Annotated in this window: 26 protein-coding genes, 2 tRNA genes and 2 pseudogenes; 22 read left to right on the top strand and 8 right to left on the bottom strand. The window is 42.3% G+C overall.

The window, feature by feature from the left end; all coding sequences use genetic code 11:
• The first annotated feature begins 26 nt into the window (after positions 1-26).
• From DW947_RS00290 to DW947_RS00275, 4 genes are all read left to right on the top strand, one after another.
• Positions 27-392 carry a 2-amino-4-hydroxy-6-hydroxymethyldihydropteridine diphosphokinase gene (locus DW947_RS00290; RefSeq protein ID WP_016273725.1) on the top strand — a complete coding sequence of 122 codons (366 nt, stop codon included), beginning with the start codon at positions 27-29 and terminating at the stop codon, positions 390-392.
• A gap of 82 nt (positions 393-474) precedes the next feature.
• Positions 475-1230 (top strand): 3-deoxy-manno-octulosonate cytidylyltransferase, encoded by a 756-nt coding sequence (gene kdsB / locus DW947_RS00285; RefSeq protein WP_016273726.1) that lies wholly within the window; start codon positions 475-477, stop codon positions 1228-1230.
• Between the two features lie 12 nt (positions 1231-1242).
• Positions 1243-2532 (top strand): M16 family metallopeptidase, encoded by a 1290-nt coding sequence (locus DW947_RS00280; RefSeq protein ID WP_057281125.1) that lies wholly within the window; start codon positions 1243-1245, stop codon positions 2530-2532.
• Between the two features lie 74 nt (positions 2533-2606).
• The gene (locus tag DW947_RS00275) at positions 2607-3770 is read left to right on the top strand and encodes a phosphatidylinositol-4-phosphate 5-kinase (RefSeq protein WP_057087589.1); all 1164 of its coding nucleotides are present in this window, start codon (positions 2607-2609) and stop codon (positions 3768-3770) included.
• Between the two features lie 92 nt (positions 3771-3862).
• Here the strand turns inward: DW947_RS00275 and DW947_RS00270 are convergent, their stop codons facing one another.
• Positions 3863-4801: a ribose-phosphate pyrophosphokinase gene (locus DW947_RS00270; RefSeq protein ID WP_005829068.1), complete on the bottom strand. Its 939-nt coding sequence runs from the start codon at positions 4799-4801 to the stop codon at positions 3863-3865.
• Between the two features lie 124 nt (positions 4802-4925).
• Here DW947_RS00270 and DW947_RS00265 point away from each other — a divergent pair, with 124 nt between their 5' ends.
• From DW947_RS00265 to DW947_RS00255, 3 genes are read left to right on the top strand one after another with little or no spacing between them, the layout of a single operon-like run.
• Positions 4926-9272: a DUF5113 domain-containing protein gene (locus tag DW947_RS00265; RefSeq protein WP_057281124.1), complete on the top strand. Its 4347-nt coding sequence runs from the start codon at positions 4926-4928 to the stop codon at positions 9270-9272.
• Positions 9273-9275: 3 nt separating this feature from the next.
• Entirely contained in the window at positions 9276-10004 is a 729-nt protein-coding gene (locus DW947_RS00260; protein ID WP_005829066.1) for a DUF5932 domain-containing protein, read from the top strand.
• A complete protein-coding gene (locus tag DW947_RS00255; protein WP_119958392.1) occupies positions 9997-11448 on the top strand; it encodes an AbgT family transporter in 1452 nt (483 codons plus the stop codon). The genes DW947_RS00260 and DW947_RS00255 overlap by 8 nt, the downstream gene beginning before the upstream one ends.
• Here DW947_RS00255 and rpiA read toward each other — a convergent pair.
• A complete protein-coding gene (rpiA, locus tag DW947_RS00250; RefSeq protein WP_016273732.1) occupies positions 11423-12127 on the bottom strand; it encodes a ribose 5-phosphate isomerase A in 705 nt (234 codons plus the stop codon). The two genes, DW947_RS00255 and rpiA, sit on opposite strands and share 26 nt — an antisense overlap.
• A 288-nt stretch (positions 12128-12415) precedes the next feature.
• Between rpiA and DW947_RS00245 the strand changes: the two genes are divergently transcribed.
• Positions 12416-12489 (top strand) — tRNA-Arg (locus DW947_RS00245).
• Between the two features lie 117 nt (positions 12490-12606).
• Here DW947_RS00245 and DW947_RS00240 read toward each other — a convergent pair.
• The 6 genes and pseudogenes from DW947_RS00240 to DW947_RS00220 form a co-directional block, all read right to left on the bottom strand.
• A complete protein-coding gene (locus tag DW947_RS00240; protein WP_118940800.1) occupies positions 12607-12804 on the bottom strand; it encodes a hypothetical protein in 198 nt (65 codons plus the stop codon).
• Positions 12805-12824: 20 nt separating this feature from the next.
• On the bottom strand, positions 12825-13292 hold the full coding sequence (locus DW947_RS00235) for a DUF3761 domain-containing protein (RefSeq protein WP_117880755.1): 468 nt from the start codon (positions 13290-13292) through the stop codon (positions 12825-12827).
• A 20-nt stretch (positions 13293-13312) separates the two neighbouring features.
• Positions 13313-13762 carry a hypothetical protein gene (locus tag DW947_RS21425; protein WP_133303599.1) on the bottom strand — a complete coding sequence of 150 codons (450 nt, stop codon included), beginning with the start codon at positions 13760-13762 and terminating at the stop codon, positions 13313-13315.
• Between the two features lie 488 nt (positions 13763-14250).
• A pseudogene (locus DW947_RS21465) lies at positions 14251-14490 on the bottom strand (DNA translocase FtsK); the annotation flags it as partial.
• 378 nt (positions 14491-14868) lie between these two features.
• Positions 14869-15024 (bottom strand): annotated as a pseudogene (locus tag DW947_RS21970) (DUF4236 domain-containing protein); the annotation flags it as partial.
• A 16-nt stretch (positions 15025-15040) separates the two neighbouring features.
• Positions 15041-15802 carry a hypothetical protein gene (locus tag DW947_RS00220; RefSeq protein WP_118132118.1) on the bottom strand — a complete coding sequence of 254 codons (762 nt, stop codon included), beginning with the start codon at positions 15800-15802 and terminating at the stop codon, positions 15041-15043.
• Between the two features lie 456 nt (positions 15803-16258).
• On the opposite strand from DW947_RS00220, the gene DW947_RS22065 reads away from it, so the two are divergent.
• From DW947_RS22065 to DW947_RS00160, 14 genes are all read left to right on the top strand, one after another.
• The gene (locus tag DW947_RS22065) at positions 16259-16393 is read left to right on the top strand and encodes an SVM family protein (RefSeq protein ID WP_370867938.1); all 135 of its coding nucleotides are present in this window, start codon (positions 16259-16261) and stop codon (positions 16391-16393) included.
• 413 nt (positions 16394-16806) lie between these two features.
• A complete protein-coding gene (locus tag DW947_RS00210; protein ID WP_118940824.1) occupies positions 16807-17133 on the top strand; it encodes an SH3 beta-barrel fold-containing protein in 327 nt (108 codons plus the stop codon).
• 744 nt (positions 17134-17877) lie between these two features.
• Positions 17878-18066, top strand: a complete 189-nt coding sequence (locus DW947_RS21420) for a hypothetical protein (protein WP_118273778.1) — start codon at positions 17878-17880, stop codon at positions 18064-18066.
• Between the two features lie 257 nt (positions 18067-18323).
• Positions 18324-18394: transfer RNA gene (locus DW947_RS00205), tRNA-OTHER, on the top strand.
• A gap of 20 nt (positions 18395-18414) precedes the next feature.
• Positions 18415-18609 (top strand): hypothetical protein, encoded by a 195-nt coding sequence (locus DW947_RS00200; RefSeq protein WP_117880743.1) that lies wholly within the window; start codon positions 18415-18417, stop codon positions 18607-18609.
• Between the two features lie 19 nt (positions 18610-18628).
• Positions 18629-18985, top strand: a complete 357-nt coding sequence (locus DW947_RS21775; protein ID WP_118358016.1) for a DNA-binding response regulator — start codon at positions 18629-18631, stop codon at positions 18983-18985.
• Complete coding sequence (locus tag DW947_RS22060) at positions 18982-19281, top strand: helix-turn-helix domain-containing protein (RefSeq protein ID WP_117880741.1); 300 nt, start codon at positions 18982-18984, stop codon at positions 19279-19281. The genes DW947_RS21775 and DW947_RS22060 overlap by 4 nt, the downstream gene beginning before the upstream one ends.
• A gap of 19 nt (positions 19282-19300) precedes the next feature.
• Positions 19301-19762, top strand: coding sequence for a hypothetical protein (locus tag DW947_RS00185; RefSeq protein ID WP_118273779.1), 462 nt, complete (start codon positions 19301-19303; stop codon positions 19760-19762).
• The gene (locus tag DW947_RS00180; RefSeq protein WP_117880737.1) at positions 19759-20907 is read left to right on the top strand and encodes a PD-(D/E)XK nuclease-like domain-containing protein; all 1149 of its coding nucleotides are present in this window, start codon (positions 19759-19761) and stop codon (positions 20905-20907) included. Before DW947_RS00185 ends, DW947_RS00180 begins: the two co-directional genes overlap by 4 nt.
• Positions 20908-21056: 149 nt before the next feature.
• Positions 21057-21887, top strand: coding sequence for a hypothetical protein (locus tag DW947_RS00175; protein WP_117880735.1), 831 nt, complete (start codon positions 21057-21059; stop codon positions 21885-21887).
• Positions 21877-22089 (top strand): HNH endonuclease, encoded by a 213-nt coding sequence (locus tag DW947_RS00170; RefSeq protein WP_230628270.1) that lies wholly within the window; start codon positions 21877-21879, stop codon positions 22087-22089. Before DW947_RS00175 ends, DW947_RS00170 begins: the two co-directional genes overlap by 11 nt.
• Before the next feature lie 549 nt (positions 22090-22638).
• Positions 22639-22932, top strand: coding sequence for an HNH endonuclease (locus DW947_RS22055; RefSeq protein WP_354002481.1), 294 nt, complete (start codon positions 22639-22641; stop codon positions 22930-22932).
• Entirely contained in the window at positions 22929-23846 is a 918-nt protein-coding gene (locus tag DW947_RS21710) for a hypothetical protein (protein WP_182291935.1), read from the top strand. Before DW947_RS22055 ends, DW947_RS21710 begins: the two co-directional genes overlap by 4 nt.
• A gap of 67 nt (positions 23847-23913) precedes the next feature.
• Positions 23914-24471 (top strand): ATP-binding protein, encoded by a 558-nt coding sequence (locus DW947_RS00160; protein ID WP_133303596.1) that lies wholly within the window; start codon positions 23914-23916, stop codon positions 24469-24471.
• The last annotated feature ends 114 nt before the right edge of the window (positions 24472-24585 follow it).

The following is a 24585-nucleotide window of genomic DNA, read 5'->3' as shown; positions in this document are numbered from 1 at the left end:
CACCTTTTCCCCTTTCACCTTAAAAAATGGATTATACGATTAGTATTGGGAGCAACGAGCAGCGGAGGGAGAACATGGAACTGGCTCGCAGACGCTTGACGGAACTTTTTTCGGGAATACGTTTCTCGGAAGAGGAGGAGACGGCACCTTTGTTCTTTCACCGTCCGAATCTGTTCTCCAATCAGGTGGCATGCTTTGCTTCCGATAATCCGGTAGAGGAAGTCACCGCCTGCCTGAAAGCCATCGAACGGGAAGCCGGAAGGAAGCCCGAGGAGAAGGAGCAGGAAATTGTACGGCTGGATATAGACTTGTTGTCTTGTGACGGGACTGTCTATAAGCCAAAAGATTTGAAACGTGATTATATCCTGCGAGGATTGAAACAACTGTTATAATTAATAAAGAATATAAGGAGATGGGTCGATAGTATATGAACACTTTCGGACACACTCTCATTTTAAAAAACGAAGATTGAAAATGAAATTTTTAGGAATCATACCTGCCCGTTACGCATCTACGCGTTTTCCAGCCAAACCATTGGCGGTGTTAGGTGGAAAAACCGTGATACAGCGAGTATACGAGCAAGTGGCAGGAATCTTGGACGATGCATACGTGGCTACGGACGATGAGCGTATTGAAGCCGCAGTAAAAGCATTCGGAGGAAAGGTGGTAATGACTTCCACCGAACATAAAAGCGGCACCGACCGCTGTCAGGAAGCTTGTACAAAAATAGGAGGACAGTTTGATGTCGTGGTGAATATCCAGGGGGATGAGCCTTTCATCCAGCCTTCGCAGTTACAAGCCGTCAAAGCATGTTTCGACGATCCGGCCACCCAGATAGCCACTCTGGTGAAACCCTTTACGGTAGATAATGGTTTCGAGGCACTGGAAAATGTGAACTCTCCGAAGGTTGTGCTCAACAAAAACAGGAATGCCCTCTATTTTAGCCGTTCCATCATTCCCTACCAGCGTAATGCGGCGAAGGAAGACTGGCTGAAGAACCATACGTATTATAAGCATATCGGCCTTTATGCCTATCGCGTAGAGGTACTGAAAGAGATAACCGCCCTTCCGCAGTCATCCCTCGAGATTGCCGAATCATTGGAACAGCTTCGTTGGTTGGAAAACGGATACACTATCAAAGCAGGTATCACGGATGTAGAAACTATCGGCATAGATACTCCTCAAGATTTGGAACGGGCAGAAGAATTTCTTAAAAGCCATGGGCTGTAAACTAGAAAGCCCATGCTGAACCGAAGTGACCAACCCCGGATTCTTGAACCGGAACAACTGGTGGTGCAAAGGCCGGAACGTATCAAGTTGCCTAATGGCGTGCCATTGAGCGTGCTCAATGCCGGTGACAATGAAGTGACACGTATCGATCTCCTCATGGCAGGCGGCCGATGGCAACAGAAACAGCCCTTGCAGGCGTTGTTTACGAACCGCATGCTTCGCGAGGGCACCCGACGCTACGATGCCGCCCGGATAGCGGAAAAGCTGGACTATTACGGAGCCTGGCTGGAATTGTCCAGTGCATCCGAGTATGCCTATGTCACCCTTTATTCTCTGAATAAATACCTTCCCCAAACGCTTGACATATTGGAGTCTATCGTCAAAGAGCCGGTATTTCCCGAGAAAGAGCTGGGAGTGATTGTAGACAACAATATCCAGCAGTTTCTTGTCAACTCTTCCAAGGTGGACTTTCTGGCGCACCGCGGATTGGTGAAGGCTCTGTACGGCGGGCAGCATCCCGGCGGACGTCTGGTGCAGGAAGAGGATTATCGGCGCATCACTCCTGCGGTGCTACGCGAGTTTTATGACCGTTATTATCATTCCAATAATTGCAGCATCTACCTCTCGGGCAAGGTTACCGACGATTGCATCCGCCGGATAGAGTCCTTGTTTGGCTGCGAGGCTTTCGGTACGGATTTCCGCAAACCGGAGAAGACAGAATTTCATCCGGTTACCGCTTCCGGAAAACGTATCTTCATCGAACGTCCGGACGCCCTGCAAAGTGCCGTCCGTATGGGCATGCTTTCCCTGGACCGTAATCATCCGGACTACTTGAAGGCCCGCGTACTGGTCACACTGTTCGGGGGTTATTTTGGCAGTCGCCTGATGTCCAATATCCGGGAAGATAAAGGATACACATACGGTATCTCCGCAGCCATCATGCCCTATCCGGGGCAGGGAGTGTTGGCGGTCAGTGCCGAAGCCGCCAACGAATTTGTGGAGCCTCTTATCGGTGAGGTTTATCATGAAATAGACCGCCTTCAGAACGAGCTGGTTTCCGATGGAGAGCTTTCCATGGTGAAGAACTATATGTTGGGAGACATGTGCCGTAGTTATGAATCTGCATTCTCGCTGGCGGATGCCTGGATTTTTGTGCAGGTATCGGGCTTGCAGGATACTTACTTTGCCGAAGCATTGGATGCTGTCAAGGAGGTTACCCCACAAGAAATCCGTGAACTTGCAGGGCGGCATTTATGCAAAGAGAAATTAAAAGAAATAGTGTGCGGCAAAAAAATGTCATAAAAAGCGGGAGTTATCGCATCATTTTACCGGATAAATCCTACCTTTGTCAATTATCAACTATCAATTATCAATTAATGAAATATCTATATACTGCACTCATTCTGGCTTTCTTATGCCAAGGTGGAGCCACTGCTCAGGAAAAAAAAAGCGGCTTTTTCGATAAAGTGAAAAATACATTCTCTTCGGAGATAAAGATAGGTACCTATACGTTCAAAGATAACGGGGCCGTCTATACCGGTGAAATAAAAGGCCGCAAGCCCAATGGAAAGGGGAAGACCGTTTTCAAGAACGGCGACGTCTACGAGGGTGAGTATGTGAAGGGCAAGCGTGAAGGCTACGGTACATATATGTTTCCCGACGGTGAAAAGTATGAGGGGCAATGGTTTCAAGACCAGCAGCATGGCAGGGGTATCTACTATTTTATGAATAACAACCGTTATGACGGCATGTGGTTTCAGGATTACCAGCACGGTAAAGGAACCATGTACTATTACAATGGTGATATTTATGAGGGCGACTGGGTGAATGATAAACGCGAAGGCCAAGGAACGTATACCTGGAAGAACGGTTCCAAGTATGTAGGCTCGTGGAAGAATGACAAGAAAGACGGCAAAGGAACACTGACCTGGAATGACGGTTCCAAATATGACGGAGAGTGGAAAAATGATGTCCGGGACGGTAAAGGAACTTTTGAATATGCCAACGGTGACAAATACGTAGGTGACTGGAAGGACGACATGCAGCATGGCAAAGGTATTTACTTTTTCCATACCGGCGACCGTTACGAAGGTTCTTATGTTCAAGGTGAACGTACCGGAGAGGGCATTTATTACCATGCCAGCGGCAACAAGTATGTGGGCAGCTTCAAGGATGGAAAGCAGGAAGGCCACGGCACATTTACGTGGGCAAGCGGCGCCGTTTACGAAGGTAATTGGAAAGATAACCAACGTGACGGATACGGTACTTACAAATGGAATGTAGGTGACTCTTACGAAGGTGAATGGAAAGACAATAAGTTCAACGGCCAAGGTACCCTGATTCAGACCGATGGAACCAAATATAAAGGCGGTTTTGTGAACGGTATGGAAGAAGGTAGCGGTATCCAGGAGGACAAGAACGGAAACCGTTATGAAGGCTTCTTCAAACAAGGCAAGAAACACGGTCCGTTTGTAGAAACAGACAAGAACGGAAAGGTGATACGAAAAGGAACCTACAAGATGGGAAGGCTGGAGAATTAGAATTAAAAATTAGAAATTAAAAATTAAAGGCTGCGCAATGTTCACTTCAGAACCGCGCAGCCTTTAATTTTTAATATCTAACCGCTCCGCGGTTAGATAATGTATTGTGAACTGATTGATTCATTGTTCATCACCCGCTTGATGGTTTCGGCGAACATATCGGCAATGCTCAACTGTTTAACCTTGTCACATTTTTTAGAGTAGGGGATACTATCGGTAAATACCATTTCCGTTAGTGCGGATTCTTGTACACGGAAAGAAGCAGGGTCGGACATTACGCAGTGGCTGGCAATGGCACGGACAGATTTGGCTCCTGCTTCCAGCATGATGTTGGCAGCCTTGGTAATGGTTCCTGCTGTATCTACAATATCGTCTACCAATACTACATTCTTGTCTTTTACATCACCGATGATTTGCATGGTGGCAACCACGTTTGCTTTTTCGCGTGTCTTGTTGCACAATACCAGGGGTACACCGAGGTATTTGGAGAATGTGCTGGCGCGTTTTGAACCGCCGACATCCGGGGTGGCGATTACCAAGTCTTCCAGTTTCAAGGATTCAATATAGGGGAGGAATACTGCTGATGCATACAAATGATCCACCGGAATATTGAAGAAACCTTGAATCTGGTCTGCATGAAGGTCCATCGTAATCAGACGGTCGATACCTGCAACAGAGAGCAGGTCGGCCACCAGCTTAGCGCCGATGGAAACACGGGGTTTGTCTTTTCTGTCCTGACGTGCCCAACCGAAGTAGGGGATAACGGCTACAACGCTTTTTGCCGATGCTCTTTTAGCAGCATCAACCATCAGCAGAAGTTCCATCAAGTTGTCAGAATTAGGGAAGGTTGATTGAACCAGGAATACATGCGAGCCACGGATAGATTCCTCATAAGAGACTGCAAACTCACCATCTGCAAAATGGGTGATGTTCATCTTTCCCAGAGGGCAATCAAGGCTAGCGCAGATTTTCTCTGCAAGGTATCTCGAATTTGTTCCGGAGAATACCATAAAGGGTGCTTTTTCGCTCATTTGTGTAATAGATGTTACCTATTTGTTAATTTGCATGCAAAGGTAGGAATTTCCCGTTACATAAAACAAGAGTTATTGTATAAAAATTATTTTTCTTTCCCGGATTTATTCGTAGCTTTGCTTTATGAAACGACTTTCTTTTATATGGTTTGCGGGGTTGTTGTGCCTTTGTACAACAATGGTTTCGTGTGTGGGAACGGCACCCATGAAGGAAGTACGCCTTATCGACTCTCTAAACCAGGTGGCTTATGCTTTTCGTTATAAAAACCTGGATTCATCCTGCCATGCGGCATCAAGGGCCTACCGTGAAGTCAGCCTCTATAAACAAGGAAAAGCGGAAGCATCCAATAATCTGGGCTTTTGTGCTTTTATGCGCATGGATTTTGAGCAGGCCGAAAAGTTTCATATGGATGTCTATAATCTGACCAAGAATGAACTGGAACTCCTTATTGCCGACATCGGTTTGATGAAGATTTATCAGCGGACGGCGTTGAACAAGGAGTTCTACGATTATCGCAATAGTGCCTTGCACCGTATGAAAAGAATAGCGGAGGATGACAATCTGTTTGTGGACCAACACGAGCAAATGCGTTTGAATTATGCCCGTTCGGAATTTTATATTGTATCTGCTGTGTATTATTATTATTTGCAACAGCGTCCGGAAGCTGTAGCCTCTATTAATGAAGTTACTAAAAAACAAGAGTTGCTGGCAGATACCAATCAGCTGTTGTATTATCACTACATCAAAGGTTCTGCTGCCTTATGCGAGGGTGAGACACCGGATGAGCGAAGACTGAGAGAATTTGATGAGCTCTATACCGCATGGCAGTTGGCTTCGCGCAAGGGCTATCTTTACTTTGAGGGCAATGGAGTGCAGGGACTTGCCAACTTGATGGCTTCACCGGATAATTACGCATTTTTTCAAGACCGCCGCTCCCATGCCTTGACACGTTTTGGAGTACCGGTAGATTCGCTGCTTCCCATGCGTCTGGGGCAGTTGGCATTGCAAAAATTCAGCCAATACAAGGATTTGTATCAGATAGCAGGTGCATATGTATCTATCGGCAAATACCTGAATGCCCACAGTCACTATACAGAAGCTCTTGACACGCTAAAACTTGCTCTGGAATGTGTAAATGACCATCACCGCCTTTTCTATGACTGCCACGATAGTTTGGACTGGCTGAAAGCATTTGACCGTCGAGATACGATTTGTGCGGAGAAGGCATGGATGGAGCAGAAACTGAAAACCGTGCCCGAGTGGATTTCACGTATTCGTGAACAGTTGAGCGTTTCGTATGCAGGACTCGGAATGAAAGAAAAATCAGACTATAACCGCAATATTTACCTGGATATCCTTGAAGATACACGCCAGGATAAAGAACTGGAAAGCCGCTATCAGGCATTGGAAAAGGAGGCGGGGCAACTCAACGTCGTGTTGTCACTGGTCATTGTGGGCTTCGTGCTTGTATCCCTCTTCTTCTGGTTTTTCAACAAGCGTTCCAAAGACCGGAACAGAGTGCATCTCCGCCGTCTGCAGCTGATGCTGGATATCTGTCAGAAGATAACGGCATCCATTCCGGCAGATGCACAGACTGAGGAGGAAATCGTCGACTCTATCCGGACGGCTGTCTGCCCGGAATTGGAAAAGCTGTTTGGAGTGAAGGATATCCGCATAGACAACGGGCAATTAGTGTTCCCGCGTCGGATGAGCAAGGATGAGCAGGCGATGGTACGGGTGATAACTCCCTATATCCAATGGGCAATCGACAACGGCATGACGTCCATCTCCCTTGGTGACGAACGCCGCAGACTGGAAAAGCAACGCTACATTTACGAGCAGCACATCGCGGGGAACAAACGGCAAAATCTGATAAAGAAAGCATGTATGGCTATTGTCAACGGAATTCACCCGTACATAGACCGTATCATCAACGAAGTGCAGAAACTGACTCAAAAAGGATTCATCAAAGAGGAGCGGATCAAAGAGGAGAAATACCAGTATATCGACGAGTTGGTTACTACCATCAATGAATACAATGATATTCTTGCCCTTTGGATAAAGATGAAGCAAGGAAGCCTTAGCCTGAACATAGAGACGTTCGAATTGAATGAACTTTTCGAGCTGCTTAGGAAGGGAAGCCGTACATTCGAGATGAAGAGACAGTCGTTGGAGGTGCAGCCTACGGATATCCGGGTAAAGGCAGACAAAGCCCTTACATTGTTTATGATAAATACACTGGCGGAGAATGCCCGTAAATATACCCCTCAGGGCGGTATGGTGAAAGTATATGCACGGCAGGAGGAAGATTATGTGGAAATCTCGGTAGAGGATAATGGTTGTGGATTGTCACCGGAAGATGTAGCCCGCATTGTGGGAGAAAAAGTATATGACTCGAAAGCCATCGGTATGAGTGACGCTCCCGACAAGGAGGAATTGAGGAAGAACAAAGGAAGTGGCTTTGGACTGATGAACTGTAAGGGCATCATTGAAAAATATCGCAAGACGAATGATTTGTTCAAGGTCTGTCTGTTCAATGTGGAGAGCGGGCTGGGAAAAGGCAGCCGTTTTTATTTCCGTCTGCCTGCCGGTATCCGTAAGTCTGTGTCGGTGTTGCTCGTCGTGTTGTCTTTGTGCATGTCATCCTGCCGGCATGCTGTGGAACAGACTGCTTCCGGAGAGGTGTTGCCGGATTCTTTGGCACTGCTTGCACAGAATGAATACGAAGCTTTGCTGGACGAAGCCTCCGATTATGCCAATGAAGCTTATTACTGCAATGTGGACGGAGAATACGAACTGGCTTTACAATACATAGATTCGGCAATGTATTGCCTGAACGAACATTACAAGCAATACGCCCATCCTATACATCGCTATATGACGCTGACGGGAGACGGGGCGCCTGCGGAACTGGATTGGTGGAACCAGATGTTCAATTCGGATTTCCATGTAATTCTGGATATCAGGAATGAAGCGGCAGTCTCATTTCTTGCATTGAAGCAATGGGATGACTATAGTTATAATAATGCTGCCTACACTACCTTATACAAACTGTTGGGAGAAGACCAATCCTTGGAAGAATATTGCCGGCAGCTGGAGCGTTCCACCAACAACAAGATGGTGGGCATTTTGCTGGCGGTGATTTTGCTGTTCGTATTGCTGTTGGGATATTACATACTTTACTTCCGTAAACGTCTGGTGAACCGCTGGAATCTGGAGCAAGTGCTGGAAATTAATGGAAAGGTGTTCAATGCCTCCTTGTTGCCGGTTTCGGATACGGAGGAAATGTTGCAGCGTGAGGAGGATACATTGAAGGAAATCCCGCGGCAGATTGTAGGTTCCGCTTTTGATGCAGTGAACGAACTTTTGAGTATCGACCGGTTAAGCATAGCTGTATACAACGAGACTACACATAAGCTGGAATACACTTCCAATCCAGTGGAAGATACCGCCGTGGACGAGTTGCCTGTCCGAAGGAAATATATGGAGAATTGTTTTGAGCAGCAAGTGTACATATCGGAAAAGGGTATACAAGCATTGCCGCTTGTTGTGGATGCAGGCAATATGTGTCGTTGCATAGGTGTGCTGTGTCTGGAACGCAGGGAAGGTACGGAGCAGGAGACCGACCATTTGCTTTTGGAACTGATAGCCCGTTATGTCTCCATTGTAATCTTCAATGCAGTGGTTAAGTTGGCTACGAAATACCGGGACATCGAAGTGGCTCAAGATGAAGCCCGGCGAGCTTCCTGGGAAGACAGTTTGCTGCATGTACAGAACATGGTGCTGGATAATTGTCTTTCGACCATCAAGCATGAAACGATTTATTATCCGAACAAGATAAAGCAGCTGATAGGGAAACTGCGGTCCGGCAAACAGACAGAAGCGGAGGAGCGGGAAACGGTGGTTGCCATCAGCGAATTGATAGAGTATTACAAAGGTATCTTTACGACACTCAGTTCATGCGCTTCCCGCCAGTTGGAAGAGGTGACTTTTAGGCGTGCGACAATATCTGTGCCGGAACTTATGGCTACTGCCGGGAAATATTTCCGCAAAGTGTATAAGGGAAACAAGGCGCATATTGATTTTAAGATACAACCGTTGGAAGGACGGATTACCGGTGACTGGAACCAGTTGCGTTTCCTGCTTGAAAACCTGATAGACGAGGCTTGCTCCGTAACTCTGGATGGAGCTGTCTGTCTGTCGGCCCGGGAAGATGGGGAATTTATACGTTTTCTGTTTACAGATATGCGCAGGGAAAAGACCCGTGAAGAATTGAACCAATTGTTCTATCCCGACTTGTCCCGCATGACGGCCGGTGAGAAAGGAGAACTGTATGGTACGGAATATCTGGTGTGCAAGCAGATTATCCGCGACCATGACGAGTTTGCCGGACGCCGGGGATGCCGTATCAATGCCGAACCGGGAAAGGAAGGAGGTTTTACAATATATTTTACGCTACCGAAAAAATGAAATATGGAAGACAAAAAATTTAAAGTAATCATCGTTGAAGATGTCAAGTTGGAGCTGAAAGGGACGGAAGAGATTTTCCGCCATGAAATTCCCAATGCGGAGGTAATAGGTACTGCTATGACTGAGCAGGAGTTCTGGACATTGATTGAAGCCGGCGTGCCGGATCTTGTTCTGCTGGACTTGGGATTGGGAGGTTCGACCACAATCGGGGTGGACATCTGCCGGAATATCTTCAAGCGTTATCCGGGAGTACATGTGCTGATATTCACGGGAGAAATATTGAATGAGAAGTTATGGGTGGACGTACTTGAAGCCGGCGCTGACGGCATTATCCTGAAAACCGGAGAGTTGCTGACCAAAACCGATGTGCAGGCAGTGATGGACGGCAAGAAGCTGGTCTTTAACTATCCGATACTGGAGAAGATAGTGGAACGCTTCAAGAAATCTGTCCTGAATGATGCAAAACGTCAGGAAGCAATCATAAGCTATGATATTGATGAGTATGACGAGCGTTTCCTCCGTCATTTGGCACTGGGCTATACCAAAGAAATGATTGCCAATCTTAGGGGAATGCCTTTTGGAGTCAAGTCGCTGGAGAAACGGCAGAATGACTTGGTCGGCCGTCTTTTCCCGCCTAGTGAACGGGTGGGGGTGAATGCCACTCGTCTGGTGGTGCGTGCATTGGAACTTCGAATCTTGAATATAGACAATCTGGAAGCCGACGATGAGTAAACTCCGAATGCCACATCCCGCTACGATGTTCTTCCTGCTGACGCTGGCAGTCATCCTCCTTTCATGGATATTCGATGTCTATGGTCTGAGCGTGCTGCAACCGCAGACTGGAGAAGAAATACGGGTGCAGAGCCTGCTGAGTCCGGAGGGCATACGCTGGCTGCTGCGCCATGTCATAACCAATTTTACGGGATTCGCTCCGTTAGGGCTGGTGATTGTGGCTATGTTCGGAATAGGGGTGGCACAGCATTCGGGTTTCATCGATGCATGTATTCGCAGGGGGGTACGACGTCCACGTGATCCTTGGCGCATTATTCTGCTGGTCATTGTCTTAGGACTGTTGTCCAATATAGTGGGAGATGCAGGATATATCATTCTGTTGCCGATAGCTGCAACTTTGTTCCAGTCCGTCGGTCTGCACCCCATTGGAGGTATAATTACAGCTTATGTTTCAGTCTCTTGTGGCTATAGCGCTAATGTGTTTTTGAGTACATTAGACCCCATGATTGCCTCTGTAACGCAAGAAGCGGCTGATAGGATGAATATTGCTCCGGGGCAGACTGGACCGCTGTGCAATTATTATTTTCTCTTTGTTTCCACGTTCCTGCTTGCATTCATCATTTATCATATTACCCGCAGGAGCTTGTTGCCGCACTTGGGAATGTATGCAGGGGATATTCATTTTAATGGCTACAAACAACTGTCCCGCAAGGAACGGAGAGCTATGTTGGGAGCTGTATTTGCAGGCTTGCTGTATATTGCCATTATTCTGTGGGCTACATTCTCTTCATGGGGGATATTGCGGAGTGTCAATGGTGGGCTGATTCGTTCTCCGTTTATAGTTGGTATTCTGTTTTTGCTTTCGTTTGGAATAGGTTTGATGGGGATGGTCTATGGTTTTGCCTCCGGCCGATACCGTACGGACGGTGATGTGATAGAAGGACTTACGCAGCCGATGAAACTGCTGGGCGTTTATTTTGTGATAGCTTTCTTTGCCTCACAGATGTTTGCTTGTTTTGAATATTCCCACTTGGACAAGTGCATTGCCATTTTAGGCGCTAATCTGCTGTCCTCCGCCTCTTTGAGTAGTTTATGGATATTGATTCTCTTCATTCTTTTTACGGCGCTGGTCAATCTCTTTATGGTATCTGCCACAGCTAAATGGGCTTTTATGTCTTTCATTTTTGTTCCGGTATTGGCAAGTATGGGCATTTCGCCGGATATGACCCAATGTGCGTTCCGTATAGGTGACAGTGCAACAAATGCCATAACACCTTTTATGTTCTACATGCCACTTGTCTTGACCTATATGCAGCAATATGATAGGCAATCCACTTATGGTTCACTACTGAAGTATACTTGGAGATATTCTTTAGTCATTCTATTGGCATGGACCACCTTATTTGTACTTTGGTACATCAGCGGTTTGCCATTAGGACTGTAATGTCATAACCGATGAACAGCCCGCTTTCGATAACCCCGGTAATGGCTTTCAGTTTCTGTTCCAAATCAGGAACAATGTTGCTGAGATGAATGTCAAGAATGAAATTACCGTTTTCGGTAAATACCGGACCGTCTTTTCCTTCTGCAAGACGTAGGCTGATTTTTGAAGCTCCCAATAAGCGTATCTCGTTTTCCACATGGGAGAGAGCATGTGGAAACACTTCTACCGGTATGGGGTATTTGCTCCCCAGTTTGCTGACAAGCTTGCTCTCATCGACAATGATGTAAGTCTTGCCACTGCTTTTAATTAGGAGTTTCTCCTTAAACATGGCTCCGCCACGTCCTTTGATGAGGTTATTATGCGGATCCACTTCGTCTGCACCGTCGAATGTCCAATCCGGACGCTTATTCCACAGAGTAGTTTGCGGCAGGCCAAGCTGTATACATGTCATCGAAATTTCGGCAGATGCCGGAATGATTTCTATATGCAGAGATTCTTGTTTAACTCGCTGAGCTAATGCAAACAAAGTGAGATAAACGGTAGAGCCGGAGCCTGCTCCTATGGCATCACCGTCTTTGGCCAGTCCGGCAATTTCCTGGGCTACCAATTCCTTACTCGCCTTATTGCTGATTTTATTTGACCATTGCAATTCTTGTATCAACTGATTTTCCCATTCCATCTCTTTAAAATTTAGCTGTTATTACTCTTTCATTCATTTTCGGGTCAATGCTACTTTTCCTATTTGAATATTCCTCCATATTTTTACTTTTTATAATTAGTAACATTGATAATTTGCAAAATGTTTTAATACATCTGTATATAAATACCGTGTATCTTGTTTGTAAAGGTAACTAATCATTACTTTTTATGTAGCAAATGAGCCTTTTATACATAGGTAACGAAAAAAGGTGATACAAAAATTTGCAATATTCGTAAAAAAGCGTACCTTTGCACCGCAATTAAGGCTGGTTCCGTAGCTCAGCTGGATAGAGCAACGCCCTTCTAAGGCGTGGGTCTTGCGTTCGAATCGCAACGGAATCACAAGGGAAAATGCTAATAGGTTCATTGATAACTTGTTAGCATTTTCTTTTTATGATAGTTGCACAACATTTGCACAACTTGCGAATAGGGAAAGAAAAAGCCGGGAAATAATTCCGGCTATATTGTTGTTTTAACCCCACCGCTGATTTTAGGAGATGGGTCGTATTCTGCTTTTTGTCTTCGTTTCTCGTCCTCGTCTTTGAGGTACTTGTTCCTTATCTCTTTGATGTCATTCGTCATTTCCCATACCTTGAAGAAGAGGATGATTTGCAGTACTCCGAATATTAGGAGTATGATGGTTAGAAAGTCAATCATAATCTTATGTGTCTAATTTGTTATTTTAGCCATTTTGCAACTCCACCATGATGTGAACATGTTCCTCTACGGCTTTTGCTAAAACTATATGTTCCATCTCTACATAAAGCTGTTGCTCCAGGAGGCGCGGAATTATAATAAGTTGGAGATTGTACTCTTTCTCCCTTTGAATTTGTATAATATTTAATAGACGTACTGTTATTGTATGTAGTAGTACATTCTATTTTTTCTTTTGAAAGGTATTTAGTCGAAACATATCCTATGTATCCATTATAGTTTATCGGAATCCATTTACATTCACAGTCTTCATCTATGGTAACTTGAGTGCCTTTAGGTATTTGAGTAATAATAGCAGAGGTCGTATTAGGAGCCTCTCTCAAATTTAGATTTGCCATAACATATCTTATGGTATCTTGCTGAGTGGAAAGTTGGGCATTTAACAAGCAAGGAAATAAGAAAGAAAAAAATAGTATTATTCCTCTTTTCATAATCTTAGATATTTAGTTTGTTATTTTCTCCTAGAAGGAGCTCTTCTTGTATGTGGCTTAACATAAGTTCCATCCTTTCGATAGTATCCTTTAACTTGGACAGTACCACCAGTTGATGTTGGCTTATACTTATATTTTGTTGAATTACTAAGTGCATGATTAGAATGCGAATATTTATAAGTAGATGTTTCAGAATCAAAATTCCAATCAGATAAAGAACGAATTTTCTTTTCTGATAGGAATCTTGTTTTATATACATAACCTCTTTTGTTACCGTATTTAGCTCTTCTGTATTTCTTGTATTTTCCTGTTGAAATTAAGTTTTTGCCAACAGGTACTTCTATATATGTCGAGTTAGTATTTGGCGATGCGTATAACTTTACAGGACCTGCGGTTTCACATAAAAAATAATTGGTTGTACAACTACCGAATATTAGTATGAAAAATAGTAGTATTAATAATTTTTTCATGACTTTTATAATTTAGATTGTTCTTGAGATTTCTTATACAGTTTTTGGGCTTTTTCAAGTCTTGTAATATACTCCATTACGTCATATTGAACGAAAGCCCATTTCCCGTCTTCGTATCTAATACTTTCATTGGTTTCAAGTGCTTGCATCACTTGATTGTATAATGATGAATCTTCTTCAATTATTCTTCCGGCTCTACGTTCATTTTCTTTCATAAATACGCTTATGGCTATCTTGATGATTCTGACTTCATTATCATAATCTTTCTTTTTCCGATAGAGAATCATTAGTCTATCATAGGGATGTGTTGCTGGAAGTTGTGGTATGATAGCTTTTTCATATACAGCTATAGCTTCATTTATCATACCTTCCTTTTCTAAATCTATGCCCAATTTAATTAATCTTGAACTTTCATTCTGTATTTCTCGTTGAGATGCTTCTTCAAATTCTTCTTCCTGTTTTTGTTGAAGTCTTTCAAAGCGAGATTTTTCCAAATGGTTTAGTTTATATTCGAGTTCATCTTCATCTTTACATAAAACTTCTCTCGCTTTAATCCCACTTGTTTCTCCTACAATACCAGCACATTCCAGTTGGTCCATAATACGCCCTGCTCTATTATAGCCTATAGCGAATTTACGTTGAATTAATGAAGTGGAACCTTGTTGGTGGATAACAACTAATCGAGCTGCATCTTCAAATAGTGGGTCAAGCCTTGTCATGTCAACCTTTTCTACAGAGGGGTACTCTATTTTTTCTTCATCTTCCTCCGTTATGAATTCCTCTTCTTTTTCTTCTGTGTCTATAATTGCCCTGTTTATAGGCGTTTCTACAACTTTGGCATTATTACCGTTGTCAACCTCATTATTGCTTTGAACTGTTTCCTTCTTTTCAACCGACGATAGATGCAATGCAAATCCTATTATAATAAGAAATATAGATACAGAGAAGTGCACACCGCAAATCGGCAATATGATTGCAAGCGCATAGCATATCGCCGAGAAAAGACATCCTGTGTAATTTTTAATCTCATATCCAGAATCAATATTGCTTGATTGCATTCTACGATTAGATATACCATTACTACTGACTTTTGTTCTTGAGTAAATTCCGGTTCCCGGTATTCCGGTTGTTACATAAGTGCCACGCTTCCCAAAGTTAACTTTTGCTCCACGTGGACCAACTGACCAGCTTGTACCGGATTTGCTAATATTCATGTGCACTCCGGGAAGTATCTTAATTCTTTTTCTGAAATATAGTCCCATAGTATTTAGATTTCATCTACAATAATATATCACTTACAATATGTTGTTTAACTATCCATAAGCTCCTAACCTGAGCAATTTCTATATCGAAGTCATCAAACTCTTTTTCATTTATTGAATGAGCTATCCAGTATTTTCGAGATACTTCTTGGTCTTTATATCTGCGAATAACTTTAATGTGACCGTGATAATCTCCGGTAATTTCATCTTCAACAACTACTCCGAAAATATTCCCAAATGGAATTGCATTTGGATTATTACGAGGAAGAGTGTATTTTTTGAGTGCAACCCAGCATCCGGCAGGAAGCGCAGGCGTCATTGAATTTCCTACAATTTGGGCAACTCCTTCGCAATCTTTACAATCGGGAAGATACCAATAACGGGTAATATCTTCTGTTTTGCTTATCAATTCTGCCTGACCGGCGGCAAACTTGAAAGTTACTTCTGGAAGAAGATGAAATCCTTTCTCCATAGCTTCTTTATACTCCTTTTCGGAAGTTACAGCTATCCCGTTTGAAGCAGGAATATTGATTGTTTCGCTCAAGGCGTTTTCTTCCTTTAGTGGTGTTCCTCTTCCGGTGAGAATGTATTCTGGATTCGCATTCTCATAATACGAACAAAATGGAGCTATTATTTTAGTAGAAACTTCTCCTGTTTCCCCAGTTCTAAGTTTTGACATCATATTTTTTGTGATGCTTGGAATGGTAGTATACACTTTATAGTCATTTAAGCCAAGCTTTTCCATTACCGCATAAAATCTATCTTTAATAGTTTCCATAGTTCTTGATGGTATCATAAAAGATACTTATATTTGTGCTGGAATCAAGTTGCGGATGATACCAACTAAATTGTTTAACTGTTCCCGCAAGGGATTATATAGGCGACTTCACTTCAAACCGCAACTTTGGAGTTGGTCGCTTTACTTATTATTATGGAAAAGAATATTCCCGAAGGTTTTTCTACAGAATTCTTAGACAGCGATGAAGGTAAGGAGTTGTATTCTCAAATACAATCATCAATGACGGATTACCACTTCGTTACTTCACGTTCACTAAAGCGATCCTATTTAATAATTCAAGGAATCCTTCTATTTTGTCGGTGTGTTTCACGCCAGATAAAAGCTTGAGAATGTCATTCTTTCCATTTTTTGTTATAGTTATAGATTTAGGATTTGCTATACATTCAAGTAATCCTTTTACTACCACATTGCAAGTCGTTATATCAGAGAATTGTGATGTATGGAATAAGCATGCAACTCCATGATATAAAAATCTGTATTCTAATCCCAATGGGTCTTTTCCTAATAATAAATAATGATATATCATCCAGTTGGTGTTTTCAGAAACAGCCATGTTTTTTTGTACCATGAATGATGCTCCAGTTGATATTTCATCAATCTTATCTCTTGTGTTTTTTATGTCAATTATCGTATATATATTCCATCCTATCAAAATTGTAACAAGTAATGATAGAACACCAACCAATACGCCTTGATAGTCAAATCCTAACTCTGCCTTGTGAGGGCAAGAAATACATAATGCAATAATGCTTATCGCTATCGCAATTCCACTCAATACTAAAGCCCAATTTTCTTTCTTCATATTATAATAAGGTATAAACCGCTCTAATAGTTAAATAATGTTTGTTGCTATCTAAAAAGATACTATTTGTTTTGATGGTATCTTTTTAGATAGTATATTTGCATCATCAATCAATCACGTAGCAAAGATAAACTAAATGATTGACGATACAAATAGTATAAACATATTAAATCACACGATTATGAGCACGAAGAGTTTTTTACATGAAGTTATGAGCCTTGCATGGCAGTTCGTTCGCAAGAACGGTTTCACGATGTCAGAAGCATTAAAATGCGCTTGGGCTAACATGAAATTGAAATTGCAGATGAAAAGCAAGATTGTGAAATTCTATTTTCAAAAGGTGGATGGTTCTGTGAGAGAAGCCTACGGTACACTAAATGAAAAGCTGATGCCTGCCATTGCTGGTACTGACAACAGAAAGAAGAACGACACCGTTCAAACTTACTATGATACTGAACGCCAAGAGTTCAGATGCTATAAAAAGGCTAACCTTTTAAAAATCGCCTGATATGAGACAGTTTAGAGTATGTGACAGTGAGAAGCCTACGGGCTTGAAAAGGCTTTGGATAAGGCTTGTATAGACCTTGATAGAGTTGATAAGATGTCTGACACAGAGGCTTGTGCTTTCTGTAATACCGATACCAAAGAAGAGGCCTTAGAGGTTATTCAAGAAGAGATTGATTACATAGAGTTTCAACTTGATAGAATGGCAGTATGATAGAGGCATTGATAGTATTAGGCTGCTTGTATGCAAGCTACAGGCTTTTCAGAAAGCCGGGCGAGAAGTTCTTTTATGATGATTAATCACACGATTATATCACGCACGACAGTCCTATTGACAGCTAAAGACTGGCATCCGATAGCGAGAATCGGGTAGGGTACTATTGATTGGTTCTTTGATAAGTCTGTGAAAGCAATTACGGTGTAATTCATAAGCCGTTTTTGCCAACCAAAGATAACGAACGCACATAAGCAAGTTGGGGCTTGCGAGCTGTGCAATGTTTAACAATTAATAGATGTGTAACCATAGTCTTTGAGGTGTAAGTAATGACGGATTAGGCGACCGACACGCACATCGACAATATAGCCCTATTGACAGCTAAAGACTGACATCCGATAGCGAGAATCGGGTAGGGTACACAACCGCAGCAAAGGTTAGTGCTACTATCGTACTAAAAGCCACGGGCAAAGCGAAGTGCGCACCGCTTTACCTCATCCTTGTACGGGCGGTAAAATTTAAAATCACACGATTATGGGAAAAAGTATGTATAAATCACGTATGCCATATATAGGTATGCCGGTTAAGTGTAAACATCCCGGATGGGAAAGCAAGATTGGGGCGATTTGCGCCATCAATGGGGATAAAGTAATGGTAGAGTTCGGAAAGCACGATTTTGTAGAATTCTATAGTGATGAACTGGTTGCAATGACGATGTTATGAAGATAATTATGTTCTCTTTTTCGTAGCTTGTACTGCTTTGTATGACAATGATATTATGTAATTCCATAATAAAGGATGGTCCTCTATACATGACGGGGATTGTATTGACATCCACAATGTTTATTTTGTCTGTTATACTCGCAGTGATAACCGGTATGGAGTTGTGTAAAAAGTGTTAGTATAAACTGTTTTGTCGTGTTTTATTTTGTGTTTGTACTGGGTGTGCCGTCTGTGAAGATAGCGCACCTTTCTTATTGGGGCGTTCGGTGTAATGGTTAACACACCTCATTGGAGGAGACTGGCGGTTCGAGTCCGTCAACGCCCACCAATCATTCTAATATAACATTTATGGAAAAGGTAGAAAGTAAAGAGAAAATGAGAAACATGAAGAGAGGAGCCACGATAGAGCTGCCTATATCTTCACTTGAGACAATCCGCAACAACGTATCACTTCTAAATGCCAAGCATCTTCTTGAGGGTAAAAAATGGGCTTCAAAGTCTTATCCGAAAAAAGGTATTGTCGTTGTAAAAAGGGAGTCATAGTCATCTAACTCACACGATTATGGAACGGGTATTCACAGAACTCACCCCTGAATGCGAGATTACAGCACGGATGTATGCACAAGGGTATGAGAAAAAGGAAATCGCCAATTTTAAATGCCGGGCGGTTAGCACGATTAATAACCAATTGCAAAAGGCTTTTGAAATATTGCATGTACGGAATGGGAGAGAACTTGCAACAATGCTTTATGAACGGATAGCCGGTGTGAGGCTCACGATGGATTTTTCGCCTATAGTCCGTGTGTCCGTCGCATGTTGCTTACTGTGCATATTTTCTTTGTCACTTTACCACGAACAAGGTGATATGAGGAGGTTACGAAGATTTAGAATTGAACATATGGAAAGGGTAAGAGAATGAACATGGAGGATATTTTAAATAGTGGTGCCAATGTTACTTTGACAATAAAGTCCACTGATTTGAAAGAGTTCGCAGAACATCTTGTAAAAAAGACAGTGAGAGGTATCAGGGACTCTTTCATCAGACCGGAAGAGGATTACTTGACCATTAAAGAGGCAAGTCAGATTCTACATACCGATAAGTCAACCTTATGGAGATGGCATAAAATTGGATATTTGTGCAGGTTGGAAATAGGAGGTAAGAGATTGTACCGAAAAAGTGATGTAGATGCTATTCTACAGAAAGAGAATAATTAACCCTTTAAATTTTACGATTATGAGTAATGAGAAAGATTTAGTATTAAGAGATTCTGCATTTGAAATCCAAACAGCGGATTTAAGTAAGAATGAACTTCCTTCTTTGGAAGATGCGCAGGAGTTGCCAATAGATTTGTGTGGCAACTACTGGACGCCTGAACATGCTGGTGAGTTCAAGAAAATGTTTTTTGTGGAAATCAAACCACAAAAGGTCTTGAGTGCAACTAATCCGGACGAACTGATTGATTTGGATTGTGCCACATTTCTTGAAAAGACAGTAAACGGTACTGTTCAGACAGTGACAAACGGTTCCCGTAGGTTGGTTGGTATTCTGGAACAATATTTAGAAAACGGTTCTCTCAAAAGTGGTATGCCTCTTAAAATTACCTACATGGGTAAGAAAAAGAATAAGACCAATAATTTTCAGTCTGACAATTGGTCTGTAAGACCTCTTCGTCTTAACCTACCTGTTGCCGGATGATGGAGGATTTTAATATTGATGATTTTTCAGAGGGGGAAGAACTTAACCCCTCTGCCTATAATCCGGAAGATTATCCTACCAAAGAAACTGTTTTGGATTTTATCGCCTTGAACTGTAATGAGCCTCCTGTCAATATTGACCTGATGGAATTGAGTGTTAATGGAAGTGTAAAACGTGACCCTATGGAAATGTATCTTCAAAGTAAGTATATTTCTTCCTCTAATTTGAAAAATGCTCTTAAAACACCGCGCTCTTTCTATTATGATTGGGAACGGGTTTTTGAGGAGAAAGAGAAGCCTCACTTTCAATTAGGAACCTTTGCCCACATGGCATTTCTGGAACCACGTCTATTTGAACTTGTAAAAGTAGAGCCTAATTGTAATCAGGCGTCCAAAGAAGGGGTGTTAGCTATGATTCGGTATTATAATGAACTATTAGCGAAAGAAGCAGGCTATGTGAAAGAGGTTGAAGATGATATTCCTTCCGTTAATTGGAATTTCAATGTTTTAAAAGAATACCGGGATAGATTGAGACAAACCTGCATTGATTTGGGGTATTCTTTCATCAGCGAAGAAATGAGCATGATTATTAATGCTCTGAAAAGGAACTACTACTGGTATGGTGGTGGTATCATACAGCAGCTTTTAAAAGGTGCTTGTTCGGAAGTTTCTTTTTATGGACGAGACAAGGAAACCCAACTTGATGTAAGGGTTCGACCGGATTATTTCAATATAGAAGAGAATATCGGTGTGAATGCCGTAATCTCTTTTAAGACCACACGTGCCGATGACCTTGGTAAGTTCTACTACGATTGTGCCAAACTCAAGTACGAGCTCTCAGAAGGTATGTATCAGGAAGTAATGAGCAGTATTACCGGGCGAAAATTCAATGTAACTATAATGATTATGTTGCAGACGGTAGAGCCTTATGATGTAGCCGTTCTCTTCTGGTCTCCCGATGATTTGGCAAATGGGAAATATAAGTATCACTACGCTCTTTCGATTGTTAAAGATTGCTTTGAAAAGAAATGGTTTCCCGGCTATGATGCCAAGGCAGAAGAAGGTGCCCGTGGTATTATCGACATGCAGCTTCCTGAATGGAGCCATAAACTGCTTCATCCGGTGGCCATTGATGATTTTGAATGAATGGAACTGTGCAAAACCGATATTCAAACGATAGAGCGTCTTCTTAGGCAATGTTCTGAAAGAATAGAGAAGTATGCGCCTAAGACTTCCCCCGCTCAAGATTTATGCAGGCGTTGCAAGAAAATGATTAAACGAATAAACAATAAGAAATGACAGATTTAAAAGATTATTTGCCGGATGAAATAATATTCAAATTACCGACAACAGTAAAATTCCCCGAAGTGATTTTTCCTGATTGCATTTGCATGGATGATGTGAAGAAAAAACTTTCGGAACATTTTGTAACCATCCAAGAAAAGGATGTAATTGCTAACCGGGTGATGGATGAGTATGAAATATCCATTATTCGTGCCAATTATGGTGAAATAGCCGAGGAACAAATACCGGAACTTGAAAGCCAGTTTGAAAGTCTGAAGGCAAAATTCAATGCAGAGAAGAAAGATTTTGAAGCAAAGATTTCGGCTTTAAACACCCAATTCAAAGACTTGGTTAATTTGGCTAAAAAAGGTCTCAAGGATTATCCTTTGAAGATGATTGATACCTTCCGCATTCCAGTAATGGGGTATTATTTGTATTATTCATGGGTGAATGAAGCTTTTCGTTTGGCTTTGGTGCAAGAGATTCCTAAGCATGAATATAATGACCTGTTCAATTCGGGTGAAATGAACCAGGAAGCATTTAAATCCCTTGGGTATGAATTACCGGATATTGAGGTTAAGGATACCCGTAAGAATCTTCGCAAATTTGGTAAAGGCGAGGAAGTTGTAGAGGTTTGGGAAGAGGAAGGTCAGGATGTATGGTTAGAACATTGGATTGAGGATTTCCTTGATGAAAATAACGGTGAGATAATTCCTATACAACGCCATGAGTGGCACAGAGTTTCGATTGAAGAAAGTCCATGGAGAAAAGAGGAGAACTATGACGAGACTGAAGTACAAGAAAGGAAGGCCGTCGAAGTATCAGACGAGTTTGAAGAATAACCCCTATTGGGAAGAAGTAAAACGTAAGGTTCGTGTTCGTGACGGACACTGTTGCCGGATGTGTGGCAAGACCTATAATCTGGAGATTCATCATAAAACCTACCAGATAGGCGGTATGTCTATTGTCGGACATGAATTGGAACATTTGGGTTGTTTGGTAACTCTTTGTGAAGAGTGCCATGCGAAGGTTCATGAAAGATAACTTTGTTAACCTGCCTGCCCGGTCTGTGAAGATATGGCGGGTAAATGAGGGAATGTAGCTCAGCGGATAGAGCGCCGTGTGTGGTGGAAGGTTGAGAGTTCGAGTCTCTCAAGATATACTCTTAGCTTAACGGGAGAGCACCACAAACGGTAGTCGGTGGTTCGAATCCACCTGTTCCCACAAACTTGTGTTGGAAAGGGGACATGAAAGTGTTCGGTTGCAAATGGTTATTTCTGTAATGCGTATGCGGATAGTGTCCCCGATGCTATCAAGTGAGCAGTGCTACTGAACTGCATGAGAATTATATGTAATATCCCGTAGAATGCGCTTCGAGGCTTTTAATTCTAAATCAACAACTTGTCATTGTATGAATGCAAAACAATTTTATGATGAGGTCGTAAAACTTCGTCGTTTGCAAAAGAAATATTTTTGTATTCGTTCCTCTGGTACTTTACGTACCAGCAAAAAAACAAGAAAAATTTATTGATAGTGAAATAGACCGTGTTGAAAGATTGATTCAAAAACACCGTAATACTAATTTATTTGACCATGAGACAGATAAGCAGGAAACAAGCACAGTTGAATAGAGAGGTTGCTGCAATAAAGAAGAACTTACCTCCATGTTGTGCAATTTGTGGTAGACCGATGTCGGACGCTGCACATCTTGTTCCTAAGAGTATGTACCCGGAACACTATACCAATCCCTTAAATGTCGTTGGATTATGCAGGGAATGTCATAATAAGTATGATAATAATTTAGCCTTCAGACAAAGACAGAAACATCTTATTGAGCGTGTGAAGTCTTTTGATGAATGTGCGGCAAACAGATATTTTCATTTATGAACAGCTATCAATTGATTTCCAAACTCCGTAAGGTTCGGGGTGACACTTATCTTTCTACAGCTTCTCAGGCTCTTTATCACGAACTTGTTGCTATCTGTAATGATATGAAGTGGAAAGAAGTGTTTTTCATCCGTAGTAGCCTGCTTTGTGCTAATTTGGATATATCTGATAATACTTTGCGTAAATCAAGGGAAAGTCTTGCTGGCGCTCAGCTCATATACTATAAAACCAGCAAGGATAGACGTATAGGATGCTATTATTCATTTGTCAAAAGCATAGATGATGATGTTATATCGTCCTCAATATCTCCCGCAATATCATCCTCAAAAAATGCGGATGAAACTTCGGATGATATTGCGGGTGAAAACGTTAGTAGTAATATAGACACCTCCTCAATATCATCTTCAACATCATCCGCAAAATTTGCGAATGATAAAATAACATCATTCGCAATATCATCCGTAAATTTTGCGGATGAAAGTCAAATTCCACATATTATAGATAATATAAACATAAAACAAGAGGATAGTCTCGCGCATACGCACGAGAGCTCCCCACTTCCAAAGAAAAAATCCCGAAAGGAGATAAAGGATGAAAAACCTCTGGTCTATCCGTTTTCTTCAATAGCATTCATGTCCGCTTGGGAAACGCTTCGTCAGACACCGAAATGGAAAAAGAAACTTAATTACGCTTTGCAACTTTCACTTGATAAACTTTCCAAATTTGAAGAAGAATTTGCTATCAGGCAGGTTGAGAGAGCGATAGAATCTGGTTGGACAGGTGTGGTGTTTACTGGAACGGAGAGAGATTATCAAGAATGGCTAAATTTAAAATACAATGGAAGCAATCGGAAAACAGATGCAAAGCCGGACGAAAGCTCCGCCGGCATCCAATCAATCATCTTCGGTAAATAAGGCTAATCAGAAGCAATGGAGCAGGGTACAGGCTGACATATATTGGCGTAATCAACTCGTTGCATCTATGAAAACAATCTCGCCAGTCTTTATGGTTGATGATAGTAATCGCCAATTATTGAAAGCCCTTTATCAATGGGTTTGGGGGATTCCCGGAGTATTGGATGTAAGCAAGGGATTATTATTACACGGCTCTATCGGAGTTGGCAAGTCCACTTTGCTGAAAGGGCTACAGAACTATGCGGCAAAAATCGCCCGCTATTGTATTGGCGGCGCGGATGCTGGATTGACCTTTCAGTTCACCAGTGCTGCCGAGATTGCCTTGCTGTTTGCCGAGAAAGGAATTGTCGGGTTAAACCAATACACAGACAGATCATGTATGCACAATCTTGCCATTGACGAGGTGGGACGGGAACCTATGGATGCCAAACACTTTGGTACGGGCATCAATGCCATTCAGACCGTCTTGCAACTGCGCTATGAGCAGAGATATTGTTTCTACACCCACATGACTACCAATCTGGACCCGGACAAGGAGTTTTCCCAACGGTATGGAGCCTATATAGCCGACCGGGTGAAAGAGATGTTTAATGTGATAAAAATCGAGGGGGAAAGCCGAAGATGAAAGATATAAAACTGATAGCGACTATTCTGTCAATCCTGACAGCGTATGCCGCTTTTTATTTTGTCTGCTACTGGATAGCGGACTATTGTTTAAGGACTTACTTGTAACTGATGA

The sequence above is a fragment of the Bacteroides sp. AM44-19 genome (assembly GCF_003603395.1).
Lineage (GTDB): Bacteria > Bacteroidota > Bacteroidia > Bacteroidales > Bacteroidaceae > Bacteroides > Bacteroides uniformis.
Note: the sequence above shows the minus strand (reverse complement) of the source record. Positions and strands in the feature narration are given on the sequence as shown.